The organism is Zavarzinella sp. (genome assembly GCA_041399155.1).
Lineage (GTDB): Bacteria > Planctomycetota > Planctomycetia > Gemmatales > Gemmataceae > JAWKTI01.
The window spans coordinates 2,070,632-2,086,865 of the sequence record JAWKTI010000001.1; the positions used below are offsets into that span (position 1 = coordinate 2,070,632).

The 16,234-nt window shown below is 46.3% G+C and carries 18 protein-coding genes; 5 read left to right on the forward strand and 13 right to left on the reverse strand.

Features of this window, described 5'->3' with window-relative positions; genetic code table 11:
- Positions 1-25: 25 nt before the first annotated feature.
- The 7 genes from R3B84_08545 to R3B84_08575 all read right to left on the reverse strand — a co-directional run bounded on the left by R3B84_08545 (position 26) and on the right by R3B84_08575 (position 6,799).
- Positions 26-640: a biliverdin-producing heme oxygenase gene (locus tag R3B84_08545; protein ID MEZ6140605.1), complete on the reverse strand. Its 615-nt coding sequence runs from the start codon at positions 638-640 to the stop codon at positions 26-28.
- A 76-nt stretch (positions 641-716) separates the two neighbouring features.
- Positions 717-1,238, reverse strand: coding sequence for a hypothetical protein (locus R3B84_08550; GenBank protein MEZ6140606.1), 522 nt, complete (start codon positions 1,236-1,238; stop codon positions 717-719).
- On the reverse strand, positions 1,235-1,735 hold the full coding sequence (locus R3B84_08555) for a hypothetical protein (protein ID MEZ6140607.1): 501 nt from the start codon (positions 1,733-1,735) through the stop codon (positions 1,235-1,237). The genes R3B84_08550 and R3B84_08555 overlap by 4 nt, the downstream gene beginning before the upstream one ends.
- Complete coding sequence (locus R3B84_08560) at positions 1,735-2,388, reverse strand: hypothetical protein (protein ID MEZ6140608.1); 654 nt, start codon at positions 2,386-2,388, stop codon at positions 1,735-1,737. The genes R3B84_08555 and R3B84_08560 overlap by 1 nt, the downstream gene beginning before the upstream one ends.
- Positions 2,389-2,425: 37 nt before the next feature.
- Positions 2,426-3,211, reverse strand: a complete 786-nt coding sequence (locus tag R3B84_08565) for a V4R domain-containing protein (GenBank protein MEZ6140609.1) — start codon at positions 3,209-3,211, stop codon at positions 2,426-2,428.
- 39 nt (positions 3,212-3,250) lie between these two features.
- Positions 3,251-4,963: a PAS domain-containing protein gene (locus tag R3B84_08570; protein MEZ6140610.1), complete on the reverse strand. Its 1,713-nt coding sequence runs from the start codon at positions 4,961-4,963 to the stop codon at positions 3,251-3,253.
- Between the two features lie 378 nt (positions 4,964-5,341).
- A complete protein-coding gene (locus R3B84_08575) occupies positions 5,342-6,799 on the reverse strand; it encodes a sulfatase (GenBank protein MEZ6140611.1) in 1,458 nt (485 codons plus the stop codon).
- A gap of 158 nt (positions 6,800-6,957) precedes the next feature.
- Between R3B84_08575 and R3B84_08580 the strand changes: the two genes are divergently transcribed.
- Positions 6,958-7,386, forward strand: coding sequence for a hypothetical protein (locus R3B84_08580; GenBank protein ID MEZ6140612.1), 429 nt, complete (start codon positions 6,958-6,960; stop codon positions 7,384-7,386).
- Positions 7,387-7,652: 266 nt separating this feature from the next.
- Here R3B84_08580 and R3B84_08585 read toward each other — a convergent pair whose 3' ends face one another.
- Complete coding sequence (locus tag R3B84_08585; protein MEZ6140613.1) at positions 7,653-8,888, reverse strand: PP2C family protein-serine/threonine phosphatase; 1,236 nt, start codon at positions 8,886-8,888, stop codon at positions 7,653-7,655.
- Between the two features lie 286 nt (positions 8,889-9,174).
- Here R3B84_08585 and rnc point away from each other — a divergent pair, with 286 nt between their 5' ends.
- Positions 9,175-9,912, forward strand: a complete 738-nt coding sequence (rnc, locus tag R3B84_08590) for a ribonuclease III (GenBank protein MEZ6140614.1) — start codon at positions 9,175-9,177, stop codon at positions 9,910-9,912.
- The gene (locus R3B84_08595; protein MEZ6140615.1) at positions 9,905-10,141 is read left to right on the forward strand and encodes a hypothetical protein; all 237 of its coding nucleotides are present in this window, start codon (positions 9,905-9,907) and stop codon (positions 10,139-10,141) included. Before rnc ends, R3B84_08595 begins: the two co-directional genes overlap by 8 nt.
- Before the next feature lie 24 nt (positions 10,142-10,165).
- On the opposite strand, the gene R3B84_08600 is transcribed toward R3B84_08595, so the two are convergent.
- Complete coding sequence (locus R3B84_08600; GenBank protein ID MEZ6140616.1) at positions 10,166-10,552, reverse strand: response regulator; 387 nt, start codon at positions 10,550-10,552, stop codon at positions 10,166-10,168.
- A gap of 216 nt (positions 10,553-10,768) precedes the next feature.
- Between R3B84_08600 and R3B84_08605 the strand changes: the two genes are divergently transcribed.
- Together R3B84_08605 and R3B84_08610 are read left to right on the forward strand one after the other, a co-directional pair.
- The gene (locus R3B84_08605; protein ID MEZ6140617.1) at positions 10,769-12,064 is read left to right on the forward strand and encodes a hypothetical protein; all 1,296 of its coding nucleotides are present in this window, start codon (positions 10,769-10,771) and stop codon (positions 12,062-12,064) included.
- A 77-nt stretch (positions 12,065-12,141) separates the two neighbouring features.
- Positions 12,142-13,059, forward strand: coding sequence for a ribonuclease Z (locus tag R3B84_08610; GenBank protein ID MEZ6140618.1), 918 nt, complete (start codon positions 12,142-12,144; stop codon positions 13,057-13,059).
- 228 nt (positions 13,060-13,287) lie between these two features.
- On the opposite strand, the gene R3B84_08615 is transcribed toward R3B84_08610, so the two are convergent.
- The 4 genes from R3B84_08615 to R3B84_08630 form a co-directional block, all read right to left on the reverse strand.
- A complete protein-coding gene (locus R3B84_08615) occupies positions 13,288-13,716 on the reverse strand; it encodes a hypothetical protein (GenBank protein ID MEZ6140619.1) in 429 nt (142 codons plus the stop codon).
- Positions 13,717-14,412: 696 nt separating this feature from the next.
- Positions 14,413-14,835, reverse strand: a complete 423-nt coding sequence (locus tag R3B84_08620) for an IS5 family transposase (protein MEZ6140620.1) — start codon at positions 14,833-14,835, stop codon at positions 14,413-14,415.
- 36 nt (positions 14,836-14,871) lie between these two features.
- Positions 14,872-15,219 carry a transposase gene (locus tag R3B84_08625; GenBank protein ID MEZ6140621.1) on the reverse strand — a complete coding sequence of 116 codons (348 nt, stop codon included), beginning with the start codon at positions 15,217-15,219 and terminating at the stop codon, positions 14,872-14,874.
- A 382-nt stretch (positions 15,220-15,601) separates the two neighbouring features.
- Complete coding sequence (locus R3B84_08630) at positions 15,602-16,183, reverse strand: hypothetical protein (protein MEZ6140622.1); 582 nt, start codon at positions 16,181-16,183, stop codon at positions 15,602-15,604.
- Between the last annotated feature and the right edge of the window lie 51 nt (positions 16,184-16,234).

Here is a 16,234-nt window from a genome sequence, read left to right on the forward strand (position 1 = left end):
AGAGTCCTTCACAAATAAAAACTAATTACACAGCCACAGTAGCTTCCGTCATCGCCAGATGCAGTTGATATAGCAGTTGGAAAGTTTTCACTGCTGCTTCAACGATGACCGTCGCAACCTCTTCTTTTGCAGGATAATTATCCAGAGCAGCCATAAACTGTCGGAATGTCTGCCCACGATCATGCATGTTTTCCACATGATAATCCAGGCCATTACCCATTTCCGGAGGCAATTGTAACGCCTGGCATAGTGGTCCCACCAGCATCCGTGAGCCCATTCGCGATCCTTCAAATACGTACAATGCGCCCACCCATGCGGCACTACTGACCGTGGCTAGTTGATCCATTTCGACCAGCCAGCTATTGATCTCTTCGTGCACCGGTAGCAGTTGATCAACACCATGGAACTGTAGATCACTCCATACACGATGGGAGCGTTGGATGTTCCCGTGAACAAAATCGACTGGTAACTGATCCAGATGTTGCTCGAATGCAACGTGCACGTGATAAAGGTGTTGCAGCAGATCGAGATATTCATCTTTGCTGATTGCACCAGCTACCATCCGTTGGGTAAAGCTAAGGTTTTCAATCTGCTGGTGGATAGGACCAGTTGCTGCTCGTAATTTTGCTAATACTGTCATAACAATCATCCTAGTGAGGGGGTAGATACTCAATCAAATAATAATGTTCAGATACAAAATTTATCAAAAACGACTCTTACTTTTTCCGGGCAGTTTGACTAACACGATCACCAACTTCAGGTCGTGCTGGCACAGCAAAATCAGTCAGAAGATCAATAAAATGATGAATATAAGGCTTCATCAATGAATAGGCTTCTGAACTGAGTGCAGTATCCAGATGACGCTGCCAGGAATGCAGTGTGTCAGCCATAAACTGAGGCGTCACGTGAACCGACTTCAGAATCGTTCGATACCAGATGGTAAACTGATGGTCGATCGTTTCCGATTCACCAAGGAACATGCAATTCGCGGTAATATTCGTTAACAGTGCCACGTCACGCTTGCCTTTTTCATAGCCACTGCCATGAAATTTGGAAAACTGAGGATACATAGCACGTATCTCACGCACGACAGAGTCTGCAACGGTGTCCGCATTGGCAACAATTTCATCGAGAGCCGCGCGACGGGATTTTGTCGTTGAAAGATAGGCCTGCAGATCGGCTTTTTCTTTTTGAGTGGGCCAGCGATTATCCAGTTTCTGAATTAAAGGTAAAATCATGATTCGCTCCCTACTAAAACTTCCTGATGGATCGTATTTACTTCTGGTTTGGTCAACTGGTCAATCATGTCCGACATCGCATCATGAAACAAATCACGCAGATTCTCCGTCAGGTTCTGCGAAACTTCTTCTTCGATCAGCCGATAGATGTCGATAATTACCGACTTCGACAATTGGTGCAGTTCCAGAGTTCGATTCAAATGACCAATCCAGCGATGTTGCACGATGCCTCGATCATTTGCCAGAATAGTCAAGCCGAGGTGCCGTAAACTGATCACCAGATCCTTCACAGTATCTTTCGTAACCCAGGCTTCAGTATTTCCCTGGATTTTTTTCCATATGGAAGCAGGTAGATTGCTCTCTGCTCGCTCCATTTCATCAATCAGTCGTAACCGGTTTGGTAATGTCTGATAATAAGACATCATCTGTTGCAAATCTGCATCAGCAAAGATTCGCTCATTACTATCTTTAACAATTTCCATCATCCAGGTATTCATCAGCCTACCTCCTGACCATTTTCAAAAGTTTCCGATTGAACGAATGCAACTTGCTTTTCCAGATCTTCTTTTGGTGCCACCACAAAACGGCTAAAGCGGCCATTCCGTGTGACGCATTCGATTTGCACTGCATCAAGTGTTTTGCCAAGCACAACACCCCAGAATGCAGCAAAGAAACCAGTCCAGATAAAATCTTCATGCTGATCTGATTCGATCACCAGATCGGGCAGGATCGAATTCTGCAACACGATGACCAATGTGGCAGCGTCTTCATCAATCCGCTGAATGGAAAGTCGCCCCCATCCATGGGCGGTAAATGCATCGCTCAGACAGGTTACAATCGTTCGAATACCCAGTTCAGCAGGCAGTTCGTTGTACTCTTTCTGAAGCTTTTGCAGGAACTTATTGGCAAACTGTTTGCCCCATGTTCGCCCGCACTGTTTCATGACCTGGCCATAGGATTGGCCCACTTCATACATCAGTGCATCCCGGAAACCGAGCAGAAAATCATCTGTCAAAGCACAGACACGGTCTCCATCAGCGTTGTGGCTTGCACCTGTTTCTACGTTTGTTCGGAAGTATTTCATTCCGCCATACAGGTTGCCGCGTAAGCGTAAGGCACCCTGAAATGGCTCATTCAAAGTATTGGACATTATTCGAAACTCCTTATATTTCAATTCAAGGTAACCGTTACATATTGTTGATTTTCTTGAGAATATCTTTCGCTGAGGCTCCTTCAGAGCGCCAGAAAGCAGCAGCTTCAGCACGGTCATGGTCGGCAATCACAAACTTACAGAAATCCTCCCCAGTGCCATAGCACTGGATTTCCGTTGAACCAAGTGGGCGTTTCACCATGACACTGAAAGCTGATGCCAATAGCCCTGCATAAAAGTAGCAAAGAACATCACCAACATCGCCCACCGATTTTGCTACTGCAGATTCATAAAGTTCCACAAAGAGCAAACCTTTGTCTTTCTGGCGAAAATCGTAACGCCAGGTACCCCAACCAGTGATTGTCAGGGGCCACCACCAACTTTCCATCAGAAAATCAACCCGCATGCGGTCCAGTTCGGCTTCAAACTCTGCCTGCATTCGGCCGACAAAGCGTTGCATATCGCGGATACCCCACTGATAGCCACACTTGTACATAATTTCCCGAGCAGCGGCATTACCCACTTCATCTTCGAGTGAACCCAACATGGCCACCATGAAGTCTTCTCCCACACGGATCATCCGTTGACCGTAAGGATTGCTAATGGTACCATCTGCATGGTTTTCACGATAAAATTCTTCATCGTGATAATGGTTATGTTTGTAGGCCTGGGTGCCTTCCTGAATCCCGATGGTGCGGCGGATCCGACCATCGCTGACACCAGTGCGTCTCAGCAGTGTGAGCGATTTCAAATCAGCTTCCTGACGCCAGATCAACTGTAATTTTTGTTCGGACGGTTTATCGATCGCATTTGTATTCGACATATGGTATTCTCCTTACGAGTCTTGTTGGTTTCCTGTTGCTTAATCCACTTTGGCCAGTTTCCAGCCCACGCACAGTTCATCAATCGGGCCAACTTCGATAAACTCGCCCATTTCCGCCTCTTCGATTACTGCAGGCAGCAATGCCGGCAGCACCAGTTTCAATTGGAGTCGCTTCGAAGCAGATTCTTCGATTTTCAATTCCCCGCCGACAATTTCACTCAGGCGGGAAACCAGAATCAGACCCTGTGGGAAGCCACCGGTGCTGTAATAATCAAGAGAAGGAGCCCGCAAGCCACCCAGGGGATATTGCAGATCCTGCATTTCGTTCGATTGCAACAGTGGGCCAGCATCAGGAATAGTAAACTCGATCGGTGGTTCGATATCGCGGGTTCCAGCTTGAGCTCTGCCAATTCGAACTTCAATCTGGCTATTCTTGACTGATTCGCAGGCATGGATCAATAACGCACCCACCATCACTTTCAACCATTCTTCATCGAAGCACATCCAGCCACCCTGGTTGATAATCTTCAGGGAGTTATCGCGTGCGAAGAAACGCGATTCCAATCGGACACCAACACTCTGCACCACTTCTGCAGCAATAAACTCGCGGTTTCCAGGTGCTGGGATTTCACTCCAGAATGCTGTGGCAAACCAATCCATGATTTCGATGGTGCTGGTTAACTCGTTCAGCATGCGGGAGATACCACTTACTTTTGGCAGCAAGGTGGCACGATCGGCAGATTTTTTCGTGCTGTCGAGAGCCCCACGAACTACAGGTGCCAGAGATTGCAAGGTGGAGCGGGTCTCATTCAGCCATCGTCCAGTTACCTGGCGGAACATTTCCCCACGTGCCTGCACCAGCATCTGTGCCAGAGATTCACGTTCAGAAGAGATTTCACGCACGGAAACAGGAAACCATTTTTCTTTGCCGTATTGGAATGGTGTACCTTTCGAAAGTCGGACGATCCGATTGCCCTGGTCAATTGCAGCCAGCGTGCTGGTTTCGTTGCTCTGCAACCACTCCATCACTTCGCTGTTTCGACATACGTTTACGTTCGGATCTTCAACGAGCGACATCTCTGCAGGATTGGGTGAAAACAGGTCGGTAATCGACTTTTTCTGCCACGACATTCGTGGAAGCTGGAACATCTCTTCGCATGATGTATTCATCAACCGAATGATGCCATTTTCATCAATAGTAACTGCCGGACTTGCCAATGAGTTCAAAATGCGTGCGGTCAGGTTCAGTCGTTGGCGGGTTACGTTCAATTCGTGAAAAACGGCTTTATTGTATTCGTTTAGTGCCGCATCCAAACTGGGTTCTGAATTATTGGTATTGAGCTGCTTACCGACAGAAACCTGTGCGTTGGGAATATCTTTGCTGGTTTCCTGCACCCACTGTTGCACCTGATTGGACAACTCCTGGCGTGCAGCAAGCTGCTGCGATAACTGATCGATCGTGTAAGCAATGAAGCCCAGTTCATCGCGTCGCTCAAGTGGCAGCGATTCAAATTGCCGGGCTCCATGAAACTGGCCCACGGCACTCGTCAGGCGGGCGACCGGTGCACTCAGTACCCACAATAAGGCTCCTGTGATCACGGCACTGCCAGCACCCACAATCAACAGTAATGCCTGGGTATCGAGTTGCCCCTGTAGTGCCAGTGCCCCACCTGCAAGCACCAGGGGGGTTAACGCGACGGCAACAATACTGAAACGAAACTTTGAGGATTTTTCCACGGCTGGGAAAGACATGTTTGACTCCACAAACGGACATAATTTCCTGGTTCACAACACGAATCCAAGGTGTGAACCGCTCTTGGTAAGTTTTTTGCACCAAAGTTTTGGTGCTGTCGGAATTGCAAGTGCGAGCATAATTCCGATGCTGAAAACTAGTATCTGATCGATAAAACTCAACTAAAAATAATCCAAATCGTCCAACTATTGTCTCGCAGGAATTTTGAACAAACACTGCCAGAAGAGAATTCAGGCAATGGCTGAATTCATGGTAGAATTTGAGGATAAAAACGAATTTTTCACTCCGAGCAGAATTGCAATATCAGTATTGAACCATTGAATTGTCTCTGAAATGAATTATCGAGGTGGGATCGAAATGATGTTACCCGGCGTTCACTAACGGATTTTGGGATCGGGCAGCCCACTGCGAATCCCCTCATCAATCGGCATTTTATCTGGGTTCGCCCCTGCTTTCTGTATCAACTCATTTAACTGGTTGTGTAATTCCTTTACCAACGTGGCATGTTCGGCACTTCGAATCAGGTTTTTCGATTCAGTGGGATCATTCTGCAAATCGTACAATTCCGCCATGTGCTTATCGGCTGTGCCATCACCGTGGGGATAGCGAATGTACTTATAACGATCGGTACGAATCGCACGTACGTTAGGTGTGTAGGGAAACTGTTTTTCGTAGTTGTACTCATAGTACCAGGCGGTGCGGAACGCATCCTTTTCTCCGCGAAGCAATGGTACCCAAGACATTCCGTGGATATTCTGAAGTGGTTTCGCCTGACATAACTCCAGAATTGTTGGAGCAAAATCGAGCGTAAGTACTTGCTGCTTCAATACTTTTGGCTGATTTACCGGAACTAACCTGGGATAGCGCACCACCAGAGGCAACCGAATACTTGGTTCGTGGGCCGTGCGTTTATCCACCATGCCGTGCTCACCATTTAACAGGCCATTATCAGTGGTGTAGATAAAAACCGTATTATCCAGAACGCCCAGTTTATCCAATTTCTCGTAAAGCACCCCCACACTATCATCAACCGATTGAATGGTGCCCCAGTATGCCCGCGTCATCGCTTCAAAATCTTTGACAGCTTCCGGGGAACGGTCCGGAAACTTCTTGCGATACGAAAACAGTGGGCCGTAAATCCCGTGCCAGGTATCGAGCCGTTTCTGGAACCAATCGGGTTTGTCTTTCAATTGAAAAGCAGAATCCGGATATGGAATCTTCACACGATCAAATGAGTGTTCGTATTTCTTTTCAGGATAGTAAAAACTGTGCGGTGCCTTGTGCCCTACCATTAAGAGAAAGGGTTTCTTTTGTTGGGCTGCGTTTTGCAGCCAGTCTGTGGCCATTTCCGTCACCACGTGGGTGTAGTAACCGGGTACCACTTTGCGCTCCCCACCATTGACTCGAAATTCGGTATCGAAATATTTTCCCTGCCCACGGTGGGTAACAAAGTGATCGAAACCGGGGCGTTTGTCGTCGTTCTCTTCGCCCATGTGCCACTTGCCAATGTAGGCAGTCTGATACCCGGCCTGCTGCAACATCAGCGGGAAACTTTGCAGGTTTTTTGGATATTCAGTGAAGTTATTTACCACACCATGAGAGTGGGCATACAATCCGCTGAGTATCGATGCACGGCTAGGGGAACACAACGAAGTCGTGCAAAATGCATTGGGAAAATAAACACCTTCTTTTCCCAACCGATCAATGTTGGGAGTCTTCAGGTGCGGATTTCCGCCAGAAATACCAATGGTATCCCACCGAGCATCATCGGTCAGAATAAACACTACATTGGGACGTGGCAGATTTCGCTCTTCAGCAAAGGACAATGTTGCCAACGAAAAAATCAAAACGGTTTGAAAATACTTGTACCAATTGAAAGCCAATTTGCTTACTCCAGTAGGGGAAAGGTAACAACATTCTACCATTCAGACATTCGAAAGATATACTGTATTTTGCCAGTGTTTGGCAGTTGTTTATTTTTAAAGGAAATGTTATGCAGAAGTTGATCGGAATTACATTCGTTGGTGTATTACTGCTGACAGCAAGCGGTTGCTCCAATCGAGCCAAAGCAGAGAAAGTTGTTGAAGAAATGCTGTCAATACTTCAACAGTTCAACGACACACTTGCTTCAGTGAAAGACAAGGATTCTGCCAAGGCAGCAGCATCCAAATTGGATCAACTTGGCCAGCAAATTAAGGCATTAGCAGAAAAAAATAAAGATCTGAAGATCACAAAGGACGATGAAAAATATCTCGAAGAAAAATTCAAACCCAAGTTTGATGAAATTGGCAAAACGTTGAGCCAAACTGCGATGAAAGCAGGCCTTGCTTCGATGGGTGAACCTACTTTTATGAAAGCGATTCAAAACTTTGGTGCTAGTGCTCAAGAAGCTCAGAATATCATGAAAGCTAACGAAAAATAATTCATCCCACACGAAGCGTCTAAATCTATTTCATTGTTGAGTGCGTAAAAAAACCCCGTTGCCGCAGGCATCCACCTTTGTACAACGGGGCCGGAACAGAGAAGAGACAAGTGTGAGATTACCAGATCAATTCGATGGTTGTCAAATGAAAAAGTGGGGAAAATTGAAAAATGATTTACCAGCCACCAATTAATTGACGTATCAATATCTCAATCGCAAGATAATCACTTTTAAATTAACTGATCCGCAATTAGTTGATATGCAATCTAATTCAGCTTGGGGATCTTGAATTCGCCAGTAATCTCGCCCGCTTTTTTCTTCGATTTCACGAAACTTGCCACCAGCAGGGTACAATCATCGGCTGCGTGGGCAGTCCCCAAATAATCGTCCAGGTGGGAAAGCACTTGTTGAATAGTGTTTCGTGCGTTCCCTTGCGACTGCAAAACCGCCTGGTCCAGTCGGTCTAAACCAAAAGGTTCTTCGTTTTCGTTCGTGGCATCGGTTACACCATCTGTGAAAAACAGCACTTCGTCTCCGGGCCGCACCGAAAAATCGGTGTGTTGATATTCCACCTCCGCCATAATACCCAGTGGTATTCGCTTCTGTGAACGCAATTCCGTGATTGAATTCCCAACAGAATTTCGCATTCGGGGTGCCGGGTGGCCAGCATTACATATCTGCAGCACCGCGCGGTCCTGATCGTAAACTGCATAAACTGCAGTCACAAAAATGCCCTTGGAATGGGTTTCCATCTGCACCAGATGCCGGTTGATGTACTCCAGCAATAATCCAGGCTGCGAAGTGGGGCCGGAATATGTCTGTATCAGTGAATGAACTATGGCCATCACCATCGCTGCGTGGCCACCATGGCCGGATACATCGGCCACCAATATCCCCCACCTGCCCCGTGGGAGTCGCAGTACGTGGTAATAATCCCCACCCGCGTGGCTGGAAGGCAGATATTCCACGGCCAGTTGCAACGTAGAAATGACTGGCAATGCATTTGGCAACAGCGATTTTTGCAGAGCGGCGATCAATTGCATTTCGCGGGCATTCTGCAAACGGACTTCTTCCAGTTCGTTCAGCAGTGCAAGCCGACTGACTTCCGTAAAGTATTGCAGCAGAAGCAGTTGAATCGAATGATTACTTTCAGAAGTGGGGGGCAACTGCTCTTGATCCACCACGATGCAAATCTCCAGACTTGATCTGCCGGGAAAAATTGTTGTGATGCTGTGATCCGTGCGTACCAAAGTTTCTAATGGACGTGTGATCGTGGGCGATGAATGTAACAACTCCGTAACATCTTCACTGCTGAGCGTAACACGATGTGCATGAAATTGACCCGATTCTCGCAGAAAGAGGCAGCCAGTCCATTGTTGATGCAATTGGCGATTGAGCAGCAACACAGCACCAGATGTGACAAACCGGTTCAAATAATTTTGTACGACTTCGGTAAGGCAATCTGGGCTGACAGCACTTTTCCAACCACGAATCGCATCCATTTGGGAAATCATTTCACCCAAACTCACAGTAATTGACAAGAAGGGACGAAATTTCTGCTGAAATGATCAGTTCAGTGAAAAATCGGTCTTTAGTAAATCACAATGCGTGCAGATGGGCAAGCAATTAATGTTGGAATCCGTTGAAAATTTCTGTTAAGATTACTTTAAGATTTTCCAAAGCTGGGATTTAGCAACTTTTTGTGGCACCATATGCTGGAGAATCTGGCAAAGCCTACTAAGTTGATCACCAAACTACTTAATTAATGGTCATGCGAGCAAAACCAGGATGTTGCCTGTAAGCGAAAGTGTGAACACTACCGATATCGAAGGTTGCGAAGCAATCCTGGGATATCGATTTCGGGACGCAAAATTACTGTCGACTGCCCTCACCCACCGTAGTTCTGCATGCACCCGCCTGGATTCCTACGAACGTCTGGAATTGCTAGGGGATGCCGTCCTGGGCCTGGTGTGCGTCGAATTTCTGTTTCGATTTCAGGAAGAAGCAGATGAAGGTACCCTGACCAAACTGAAATCGTTTCTGGTTAGTCGCGCTTCCTGTAAAGAAATGTTGCTGGAACTGGGTCTCGCCACTTATCTGAAGATCAGCAAAGGGCTCGGCAATGCGGAAGAATTGCCTGAAAGTATTCTTGCGGGCACGTTTGAAGCGATTCTGGGGGCAATTTATCTGGACGGTGGGTTGGAAGAGGTAACACGATTTCTTTTGCCGGTGTTGAAGCACCGAATGGAAGCAATTGATCCTGTACTGCAAATTGAAAATGCGAAATCCCAACTGCAGCAATACACCCAGCGCAAGAATGGCAAAACTCCTAAGTACTTAATAATCAAGGAGATCGGACCAGATCATCTGAAGCAATTTTTGATTGCGGTGCAGTACGAATCCCGCACCTTCTCCCCCGCGTGGGGGAATTCAAAAAAATCGGCTGAGATTCGGGCAGCAGCAAATGCTCTTGCAGAAATTGAAGATCAGCCGGTACCATTTTCCAGCGGAATGACCGATGTCTAAGCCATTTGCTTACAAAATTTATTGCCAGACCAAAAACTGTGGGCGAACTGCTACCCACAAAGTGGCAGCACGGTGGAGCGATGGTAATACTGCTGAAATGAAAACTTATTTTCTGAGTTGTGAATCGTGCGTTGAGCAGCACCTGCTGGAAGCGATCCAAAAACAACAAACATGTAAACTACTTCCAGAAGAAACTCTGGAACTACCCACCATCTTTCAAATAAATTGAACTCGATTTGAAAGAACAAACTTCCTAAGCTGCTGATTCATCAGGAGTTGCGAACGCTTTATTTACTGCTTCCATCAACCGTTCCATCGCAAAGGGTTTACGAATGTAATCGATTACCCCCAGGTATTCCGCATAAGCTTTGTGGCGGCTCCCTTCGTTGGCTGTAATCATAATCATCGGTGGGGCGTCTGGTTTATCGCGAAAATGCTCCAGCACCGGATAACCACCCATCCCGGGCATCATCATATCCAGAATTACAAGGTCAGGACGATTGTTGGAAATCAGCGTTTTGGCCTGCTTGCCATCAGACGCCTGACTGACTCGAAAACCATGCTTTTCCAGTAACGTGCGTAATCCATCGCTCAACTCTCGGTCATCATCCACAATCAAAATGGTTTTCTGTTCCGCCATCCCCTGCTCCCTGACGCAGTCTTCCATTGCTAATCTAGTTATTATACGCATTTGATACCGGATTTCAGGAAAAGATTTTCGGTGGGCCAATTGAACAGATTTTGTTTGCCAGTGGCACCGCCTTCTGGTGAAATGAGGTCAATATCACCAACCGGTTATCTTTTTGATCGGAAAACGTGAAAAATCGCTCATTTTCATCAGGAGTATGAAGGAAAAATGAAAAAAAATGTGCTTGTAGCAATAATGCTGTGGTGCTGCACTGGGCCTATTCAGGCAGATGGCACCATTTATAAGGTGGAATACCCCACCGATACGCTGGGGTTACAAATGCCCGTTACCTACCGCCTGTGGGTGCCAGACACCAAAGAACCGCTGCGTGCAGTAATTGTGCACCAGCACGGCTGTGGGGTGGGGGCTTGTCAGGGTGGCCGCACGGCAGCAGATGATTTGCACTGGCAGGCTTTGGCACGCAAATGGAACTGTGCCCTGCTGGGACCGTCGTACGGCCAGGGTGAAAAACAAAACTGTCGTTTGTGGTGTGATCCTCGCAACGGGTCTGCAAAAACGTTCCTGAAATGTCTGGACGATTTTTCGCAACAGTCGAAACGACCCGAACTTACAACGATTCCGTGGTGCCTGTGGGGTCATTCCGGTGGCGGGTTCTGGGCCAGCATTATGCAAACACTGTATCCCACGCGAATTGTCGCAATCTGGTGCCGTTCTGGCACCGCACTCCCCGCCTGGACTAAAGGCGAAATTCCTGAAGTAAAACTGACCAAAGAAGTATTTGAAGTCCCCGTGGCATTGAATCCTGGTTTCAAAGAACGTGGCCACAAACAATTTAACGGTGCCTGGACCGGTGCGGTAGCCATGATGAACGCCTACCGTGCCGAAAATGCCCCAATCTGCTTCTGCCCCGATCCAGTCACAGCCCACGAATGTGGGGGAAGTCGGTTTCTGGCAATTCCATTTTTTGATACATGCCTGGGCCTGCGACTCTCTAAAAAAGCGGGTGATCCATCCTTGGCGGCAATCCCAAAGGAAGGAAGGCTGGTTGAGAAAGTAAAAATTAAAGAGTTCTCATCTACATTTCAGGAAGTTGATGATGAACTGACCCACCCAATCTGGTTTCCCAGTAAGGACTTCCGAAAATTGTGGCAGGAATACGTCTCCGCCGGGTGGGTGAAAGATAATACCCCACCGGCAGCTCCGTTTGATGTGCAGGTGGTAACGCAAAATGGTAAAACATTCTTGATCTGGGATGCCCACGCTGACCTGGAAAGTGGAGTTTCCCACTTTGAAATTCTGCAAAACGGAAAAGTAGTCAGCGAACTCAAAAATCTGAAAGCCAAAGGAGTTGCGGCAAAAGTGTTTCAATCGATTTCCTACCACGATACGCCAATGCCGGATTTTCAAAGAATGCAATTTCCGATCACAGATGCTTCCAGCAACTACTCTGTCGTGGCTGTCAATGGTGCGGGACTGAAATCGCCTGCTACTGCACAAAAATAAGCAAATGGTTATCCCCCACCGAACCATGTCGAATGAATTGAAATCCATAAACTGATCGGTTTCACGAGGAATATGGAATGCTTGATGTGGCCCTGGTGGGCACCGGAGGCACACTCCCTTTACCACAACGTTATCTCGCCAGCGCCCTGATTCGCTATCAGGGTGAGTTAATTCTCATCGATTGTGGGGAAGGCACACAGGTCAGTTTGCGGGAATTGGGCTGGGGATTGCGGAATATTGGTGTCATCCTCATCACACATTTTCATGCCGACCATATTTCTGGTTTACCGGGATTACTGCTGACCATTGGCAACAGTGGTAGAGAAGCAAATGAACCGCTGATTATTGCGGGACCTAAAGGGCTGAAAAGGGTCGTTGACTCGTTACGTGTCATCGCACCGCGTTTGCCATTTCCTATTGAATTGGTCGAAATGGATGCCCAACTGGAAGATTTTTACCAGTTCAAAGATTTCAGTATCTCTGCCACTCCTGCAGATCACGAAATATTCTGCCTGAGTTATCGCTTCGACCTGTTTCGGGCGGCAGAGTTCTTGCCAGAAGCAGCAAAAGCATTAGATATTCCGATCAAACGCTGGAAAGATCTTCAACGTGGTGAAACAGTGGAACATAACGGCACCACCTATTACCCCCACCAGGTGATGGGGGAGGATCGTCCTGGATTACGACTAGGTTATATAACAGACAGCCGCCCCACGCAGAATCTGGTGGAGTTCGTGGAAGGTTCCAATTTGCTAATTTGTGAAGGTACATATGGTGACCCCGCCGATCTGCCCAAAGCAAAGGAAAATAAGCATATGACCTTTGCCGAAGCGGGCTTGCTGGGCAAAGCTGCGGGTGTGGAGCAATTGTGGTTGACCCACTTTTCAGCCGCAATGCCATTTCCAAAACAGTATTACAACGAAATCACCCAGTTTTTCCCTGGTGCAAAGCTTGGTACAGACCACCTACAAACCACCCTACGTTTTCAGGATTGACAGGCGGTTTGTGAAAGTCGCTGTTGATAGCTGAAACAAAGATTTTTTTCATAGTTTGCATCCGCTGACTCAATTGAGATAAATTTAGAAAAATCCCAATCCTTTGTCGGGGTTTCTCGGAAATGTTTTCAGTTCAGCAGCAGGATGCATTAACTATGACGGGTCCAGATACTTTTCGATATCATTGAACCAAGTTTCAGAAAAATGGTTCCCATCAGACAGCTTCGCCTATTTGAAGCGAGATACCGCATCCTGGAATCCTTTCTTGAGATCGGAAAATGCCAGCTCGAAACCGGACTTCAACTCTTCCCACTTCTCAGCTGTGGCATCTTTCATCTCAGATAACTTGTCTCCAAGTTTTTCTTTGCGTTCAGACAAGGCGGCGATTTCTTTGTCTAATGCTTCTTTCGTGTCACCTTTAGCATCCTTGGCTTTAGACTTCAGACTATCCAGGTTCGCCTGGAGATCAGCCAATTTCTCCTGAACAGTTTCCAGATAGGCGTCTGTATCCTTCTGAAACTTTTCTTTGTCTATTCCCCCGGTAATAGTGGTTTGATTGCCATCGTTCTTAACTTTGGCAGTAAACCAATCCTGGGAATAACCATAAAATACAACACCAATACCAGCTACCAACACAAGTACTACAAGCATTTTCATAATAGATCTCCTGTTAATTAAAACAAAAAACTACTGGATTCTCTACGGCAAAGGACGTTGCCTTTGCAGCAATCGAAATAAGATCACTACGAGAATAATTACCAGTAACAGATGGGTCAGATTGCCACCAATCGGCACAACCAACCAGCCTTACAGCCACAGAATTACAACAATCAGAATGATTGTTTCAAGAGTATCTCGAGGCATTGCAATGACACTCCTTTGTTAAAACAAAAACAGTTTCACTCATTTAAGGATACCTTCCTGGGAAGAAATCCTTACAACTTTCTTCCCAGGACAAACAACATATTCTTCCCAGGACAAAAGATTTCTGCTGTGAGCAGGCATTCGAAACAGAGTTGTTGCTGTGGAAAAATTCACCTACAATAATGTCGAATTCAAGGCATTATTGTTGAGTATGAATCAAACAATTTTCTTTGGCCAGGTTGTTACCCTGGGGGGCAAAACTCAAGTGAAAAATGCACAGAGATCCTTTCAAGGAATTGCATTTGGAGCGGGTTTCAATTAGTCGAACCAAGCTCATTGGACATTTTTGGCCAATGGGGTATAGGCCGAATAAGGCCTCAGAATGTATTTTTCTGATAGCCCAAGCCTGTATGACCGTCTCAACTAACCTACACCATTGCAACTTGCTTATAGCAAAGGGGCCTCGAAGTTGCTCGCGAACACAATACACTAGGTTCTGTTGACGAATGAACGGCATTTGATGAACGTAGCAGCCAGATGAATGAAGCTCAGAAAGCAGTCTGACAGTTTGTCGTATCGAGTTGCAATTCTTCGAAATTGCTTCAATTTATTAAAGAATCTTTCTATTTTGTTCCGGCTTTTGTAAGCTTCTTCGTCGATTGGCCATTCTTCCTTCGCATTTGATTTGTTTGGGATATGTACTGGAATATCCCCTTCTTCGATCACTTTTGATCGGATACTATCGCTATCATAAGCTTTATCTGCAACAACTTCCTCAATATCAGGAACTTGTATGATGCTTTCATCAAACAGATTGTCGAATTCAGGTGCATCTCCAGATTGTCCAGGAGTTACTTCCACTGCGATTAACGTGTTTTCGTCAAGACATGCAACGTGAATCTTCGTACTCAATCCCCTCTACTTCTCCCAAGATCCTGATCATCGTCATCACCAGTTTTTTGCCGTGCCAGCAGCATGTTGATGTGCTCGAACTACTGAGCTATCGATGAATATTCGTTTGATGTTTTCCAGTGGTGTATCTTTCGGCATGTCCTCAAAAAGTCGCTGAAAAACATTGTTTTCACGCCAACGTTTGAACCGCTGATAAACTGCATTCCAGTCGCCAAATCTTGAAGGTAAATCTCTCCAAGGAAGCCCAGTTCTGATAAGAAATAACAGTGCCTCAAAGAACATAAGATCAGTAAGTTTTGGCTTTGCACCAGCAGCGGATCTCTTGGCTCGTTCGACCAATGGCCTAAAAATTGCCCAAATTTTGGGTGTAAGCATTGCTCTCATGATGCGCCTGCCTTGACGTTAAGTGCCTGTAATAAAAGGGTTTAGAAAGAAACTCCGATTCGTCAACACGCCCTAGCGTAACAACGATTAGTAACAGATTTGTAGGAATCAAGTCGCATCGACGCAGGATTCTGGCCATCCATGACGAAGAAGTCATCGGCTGGTTGCTTAAAGCACCAAAGCAGATACTGATTATGCCGAAAACGATTGCCTTCAAAGCAAAGCCAGCCAACAATTGGTGACATTACATCGCTTAAAAACACTTTTCCAGACTTCTTCAGCACCCATAGGGGCTACCTTATTTTGGTCCAAGATGTGGAATGTCGCGGAAACGACCAGCAAAGCAATTACAGTTTAGAATACACACTACTACCTACCATCATCACATTAGGTCCTCAATCTTAGATACGTCATTTTCATTTCCATTCTTCTCGCTACTGCGTTTAGCAATACAGTAATCCCAATAGCGGTTACCAGGTAAAAGTAGCCATTGGTCATCGTTGTATTTTCTGAAACACCACGCTGTCTGAGCTTTTGTAATATGGTAGTAGATGTAGTATTCCTGCTCTGCGCGATAAACCCAATCACTACTGGCCCACAACGGGCGAGCATCTCGGTTCAAAATCCTGCATAACCTCAACTGATGGTCTTGATCAATGACATGTGGTGTTGCGTACCAAAGTATATTATTGCTCAATGCTACAGGAAGGACCAATAAATCCCTGACTAATAGATCAGGTATCGCCCGAATCACATCCGATGGAATGGTGGCATAATAAAAGTTTATGGGCTGAACACCCTGTTGAACTGCAAAGGCCTGTGTGATATCCCAGAGATCCACGTACCCTTGCGCAACTAATGTGTCGGCAAGAGACATGGAGCGAATTTTCGAAAGTTGTAAGGCTTCTGCAATTTGCTCATCGGAGGTAGTGCCATTCTCAAGAAGCCAATTTATCCAGTTCACGTCAAAAATACCCCAGGTAGAAGGTACCATCAAATAAATGGATGTACCGTG

Bases quoted from the DNA above. Each gene is read 5' to 3' on its own strand.
- R3B84_08555 (MEZ6140607.1), bottom strand. From the start codon at position 1,735: ATGAATACCTGGATGATGGAAATTGTTAAAGATAGTAATGAGCGAATC.
- R3B84_08565 (MEZ6140609.1), bottom strand. From the start codon at position 3,211: ATGTCGAATACAAATGCGATCGATAAACCGTCCGAACAAAAATTACAG.
- rnc (MEZ6140614.1), top strand. From the start codon at position 9,175: ATGTTGCCTGTAAGCGAAAGTGTGAACACTACCGATATCGAAGGTTGC.
- R3B84_08580 (MEZ6140612.1), top strand. From the start codon at position 6,958: ATGCAGAAGTTGATCGGAATTACATTCGTTGGTGTATTACTGCTGACA.
- R3B84_08585 (MEZ6140613.1), bottom strand. From the start codon at position 8,888: ATGGATGCGATTCGTGGTTGGAAAAGTGCTGTCAGCCCAGATTGCCTT.
- R3B84_08615 (MEZ6140619.1), bottom strand. From the start codon at position 13,716: ATGAAAATGCTTGTAGTACTTGTGTTGGTAGCTGGTATTGGTGTTGTA.
- R3B84_08605 (MEZ6140617.1), top strand. From the start codon at position 10,769: ATGAAAAAAAATGTGCTTGTAGCAATAATGCTGTGGTGCTGCACTGGG.
- R3B84_08610 (MEZ6140618.1), top strand. From the start codon at position 12,142: ATGCTTGATGTGGCCCTGGTGGGCACCGGAGGCACACTCCCTTTACCA.
- R3B84_08600 (MEZ6140616.1), bottom strand. From the start codon at position 10,552: ATGGCGGAACAGAAAACCATTTTGATTGTGGATGATGACCGAGAGTTG.
- R3B84_08595 (MEZ6140615.1), top strand. From the start codon at position 9,905: ATGTCTAAGCCATTTGCTTACAAAATTTATTGCCAGACCAAAAACTGT.
- R3B84_08625 (MEZ6140621.1), bottom strand. From the start codon at position 15,219: ATGAGAGCAATGCTTACACCCAAAATTTGGGCAATTTTTAGGCCATTG.
- R3B84_08560 (MEZ6140608.1), bottom strand. From the start codon at position 2,388: ATGTCCAATACTTTGAATGAGCCATTTCAGGGTGCCTTACGCTTACGC.
- R3B84_08570 (MEZ6140610.1), bottom strand. From the start codon at position 4,963: ATGTCTTTCCCAGCCGTGGAAAAATCCTCAAAGTTTCGTTTCAGTATT.
- R3B84_08550 (MEZ6140606.1), bottom strand. From the start codon at position 1,238: ATGATTTTACCTTTAATTCAGAAACTGGATAATCGCTGGCCCACTCAA.
- R3B84_08545 (MEZ6140605.1), bottom strand. From the start codon at position 640: ATGACAGTATTAGCAAAATTACGAGCAGCAACTGGTCCTATCCACCAG.